The organism is Streptomyces sp. NRRL WC-3618, from assembly GCF_001280005.1.
Taxonomy (GTDB): Bacteria; Actinomycetota; Actinomycetes; order Streptomycetales; family Streptomycetaceae; genus Streptomyces.
On record NZ_LGDW01000160.1, the window covers coordinates 1 to 4,520 of the forward strand.

Here is a 4,520-nt window from a genome sequence, read left to right on the forward strand (position 1 = left end):
CCGCCTGGCCGCCTCGCTCGCCGAAGCCCACGTACACGGCGCCGAACTCGACTGGAAGGCCCTCTTCCCCGGCTCCCGCACCACCGTCGACCTCCCCACGTACGCCTTCCAGCGTGAGCGCCACTGGCCGAAGGCCGTGCCGGCCGGCGCCGGTGACGTGGTGTTCGCGGGTCTGCGTGCCGCCGGTCATCCGCTCCTGGGGGCCGTCGTGGCCCTCGCGGACGCCGACGGGTACCTCTTCACGGGACGCCTTTCGACGCAGACGCACCCCTGGCTCGCGGACCACGCGGTCGACGGCGTGATCCTGCTGCCCGGCACGGCGTACGTCGAACTCGCCCTGCGCGCGGGCGACGAGGTCGGCTGCGGCCACCTCGAAGAGCTGACCCTGGAAGCCCCCCTCGTCATCCCCGAGCAGGGTGCCGTCCAGCTCCAGATCTCGGTGGGCGGACCGGACGACGCCGGGCGCCGCGAACTCGGCCTGTTCGCGCGCCCGCAGGACGACGCCGACGACACCCCCTGGACACGGCACTTCACCGGGAGCCTGCTGCCCGCCGCGCCCTCGGAGCAGACCACCGACGCCGACCTGTCCGTGTGGCCGCCCGCCGGCGCCGAGCACGTCGACGTCTCCGACCTGTACGAGCGCCTGACGGCCAACGGGCACGGCTACGGCCCCCTCTTTCAGGGCCTGAGCGCCGCCTGGCGCCACGGCGGCGACGTGTACGCGGAGATCGACCTGCCGCAGGAGGCGCACGCCGACACGGAGTCGTTCGGGCTGCACCCGGCGCTCTTCGACGCCGCCCTGCACGCCATCGGACTCGGTGACTTCATCGCCCGCACCGACCGCGCGCACCTGCCCTTCGTCTGGTCCGAGGTCACGCTGCACGCCACCGGCGCCACCACGCTCCGGGTACGCGTCACGTCCGCCGGGACGGACACCGTCGGCCTGCTCGCCGCCGACGCCACCGGGCAGCCCGTCGTCTCCGTGGGCTCGCTGGCGCTGCGCGCCCTGTCAGAGGAGCAGCTGACCGGCGCGCCGAGGCGCGACGCGCTCTTCCAAGTGGAGTGGACACCCGTCGACACCCCGGCGTCCGGTGCCGACCAGCCCGCGCCGGCGGCCCTCCTCGCCGACGACGCCCCGTACGTGTCCGACGCCCTCCCACTCGTACGAGAGACCTTCGCGGACCTGGCGTCCCTGACCGCCGCGCTCGACGACGGCGCCGAGCCGCCCGCGACGCTGCTTCTGCCGCTGCTGACGCCCCCCCCCGCCGATGTGCCCGCAGGGACGGCGCGTCCGGTCGAACTCGACGCGGTGCGGCCGCTGTTGGAGCGCGCGCTTAAGGCCGTGCAGGGCTGGCTCGCCGACGAGCGGTTCGAGTCGTCCCGCCTGGTCGTGGTGACCCGCGGCGCCGTCGCAGCCGATACCGCCCCGGACCCCGTGGCCGCCGTCGTGTGGGGCCTGGTGCGCTCGGCGCAGTCCGAGCACCCGGGCCGCTTCGTCCTCCTTGACCTCGACCCCTCCACCGGCGTGACCGAGGACCTGGTCGCCGCCGCACTCGCCACGGACGAGCCCGAGCTCGCGGTCCGCGACGGCGCGCTGCGGGCCCCGCGCCTGACCCGTGTACCGAGCCCCCAGACGCCGGACACCACGGATGACGCCGCCTCCTGGGGCGAAGGCACCGTCCTCATCACCGGAGGAAGCGGCACCCTGGGCGGCCTGGTGGCCCGCCACCTCGCGGCCCGGCATGGCGTAAGGGACCTGCTCCTCGTATCCCGCCGGGGCGACGACGCCCCCGGTGCGGCCGCACTCCGCATGGACCTGGAGGCCTCGGGCGCCCGCGTGCGCCTCGCCGCCTGCGACACCGCCGACCGCGCCGCGCTCGCCGCCCTCCTGGACGAGGTCGGCGCCGAACTGTCGGCCGTCGTGCACGTCGCCGGCGCCCTGGACGACGGAGTCGTCACCGCACTGACCCCCGAGCGCCTGGACACCGTCCTGCGCCCTAAGGCCGACGCGGCACTCCACCTGCACGAGCTGACGGCGGGCCTGAACCTTTCCGCCTTCGTCCTCTTCTCCTCCGCGGCCGGCGTCTTCGGCACCCCCGGCCAGGCCAACTACGCGGCCGCCAACGCCTTCCTCGACGCGCTCGCCCAGCACCGCCGCGCCCAGGGCCTCCCCGCGACCTCGCTCGCCTGGGGCCTGTGGGCCGAGGCCAGCGAACTGACCGCCCACCTTGGCACCGGCGAACTGGACCGCCGGGCACGCGCCGGAGCCGCCGCGCTCACCACCGACGAGGGCCTGGACCTCTTCGACGCCGCCCACACCGCCGGCCACCCGCTGATGGTGCCGGTCCGCCTCGACCTCGCGGGCCTGCGCGCCCGCGCCGCCTCCGACGGCGTCCCGCCGCTCCTGCGCACCCTGGTCCGAGCACCCCAGCGCCGCACCGCGGCTGCCGCCGACCGGCAGGAGGGCTCCGCCCTCGCTCAGCGCCTCGCCGCGCTGCCCGAGACGGACCGTGAAGAGGAAGTCCTCACCCTGGTACGCGGCCACGCAGCCGCCGTCCTCGGCTACCCGTCGGCCGACGCGATCGCACCCGACCGCGCCTTCCGTGAAATCGGCTTCGACTCGCTCACCGCCGTCGAACTGCGCAACAGGCTCACCTCGGCCACCGGCCTGCGCCTGCCCGCCACCCTCGCCTTCGACTATCCGGCCGCCACCGTCCTGGCCCGCCACATCCTCGAAGAGGTCCTGGGCACGGACGCGGCGACACAACCCCAGGGTGCCGGTCGGGCGGCCACCGTGGCCGTGGACGACGACCCGATCGTCATCGTGTCGATGAGCTGCCGCTACCCCGGCGGCGTCAGCAACCCCGAAGACCTGTGGCGGCTCGCCGCCGACGGCGTCGACGCCATCGGCGACCTGCCCGGCGACCGGGGCTGGGACATCGACTCCCTCTACGACCCCGACCCGGACAGCCCCGGCTCCTTCTACACGCGCGAAGGCGGCTTCCTCTACGACGCCGCCGACTTCGACCCGGCCTTCTTCGGCATCTCCCCACGCGAGGGCCTGTCCATCGACCCCCAGCAGCGCCTCCTCCTGGAGACCACCTGGGAGGCCTTCGAACGCGCGGGCATCGACCCGGCCGCCGCACGCGGCAGCTCCACCGGTGTCTTCGTCGGTGTCATGTACAACGACTACGCCACCCACCTCCTGAGCGCCCCCGGGGGCCTCGACGACCTGGAGGGGTACGTCGGCAACGGCAGCGCCGCGAGCGTCGCCTCCGGCCGCATCTCGTACTCCTTCGGCCTCGAAGGCCCGGCGGTGACCGTCGACACGGCCTGCTCGTCGTCGCTCGTCGCCCTGCACCTGGCGGCGCAGGCGCTGCGCCAGGGCGAGTGCGACATGGCCCTCGCGGGCGGCGTCGCCGTCATGTCGACGCCCGGCACGTTCATCGAGTTCAGCCGCCAGCGAGGCCTTGCGGCGGACGGCCGCTGCAAGTCCTTCGCGGCCGCCGCGGACGGCACCGGCTGGGGCGAGGGCGTCGGCCTGCTCCTCCTTGAGCGCCTGTCGGACGCGCGCCGCAAGGGCCACCAGGTCCTGGCCGTCGTACGCGGTTCCGCCGTCAACCAGGACGGCGCCAGCAACGGCCTCACCGCCCCGAACGGTCCCTCCCAGCAGCGCGTCATCCGGGCGGCCTTGGCGAGCGCCGGGCTGTCCGCCGCTGACGTGGACGCCGTGGAGGCGCACGGCACGGGCACGACCCTCGGCGACCCGATCGAGGCGCAGGCCGTCCTTGCCACGTACGGCAAGGAGCGGATGGCCGACCGGCCGTTGTGGCTGGGTTCGTTGAAGTCGAACATCGGGCACACGCAGGCCGCGGCCGGCGTCGCCGGTGTGATCAAGATGGTCATGGCGATGCGGGCCGGTGTCCTGCCCAAGACCCTGCATGTCGATGAGCCGACGCCTCAGGTGGACTGGTCGGTTGGGGCCGTTGAACTGCTCACCGAGGCTCGGGAGTGGGCCGCGCGGGACGGCGGTGCGCCGCGTCGCGCGGGTGTGTCGTCGTTCGGTGTGAGCGGGACGAACGCGCACGTGATCGTGGAGCAGGCACCCGTTCTCGGTGAGACCGAGGGAGGCGAGGCCCCGTCGTCGTCGGTCGTGGCGGGTGTGGTGCCGCTGGCTCTGTCGGCGAAGACTCCGGAGGCGCTGCGCGGGCAGGCGGCGCGGCTGCGGGACCACCTCGCGGCGTGCGCGGACCTCGAACTGGCGGATGTGGGCTGGTCGTTGGCGGTCTCACGGTCTCGTTTCGAGCACCGGGGCGTCGTCCTCGGCCGCGACCGCGACGAGCTGCTTGCCGGGCTCGAATCGCTGGCGCGGGATGACGCGGCCGCGCAGAACGTGGTCACGGGGCGGGTTCTGGGTGGGACGGTCCGTCCGGTGTTCGTGTTTCCGGGGCAGGGGTCGCAGTGGGCGGGGATGGCGCGTGAGCTGCTGGATTCCAGTCCGGTGTTCGCGGAGCGGATGC

1 protein-coding gene is annotated in these 4,520 nt (G+C 74.3%); it reads left to right on the plus strand.

Annotated elements, in window-relative coordinates; translation table 11 throughout:
* Window positions 1-4,520, plus strand: a 4,520-nt coding sequence (locus ADL01_RS17370) for a type I polyketide synthase (protein ID WP_159049552.1), incomplete at both ends; no start/stop codon positions are given.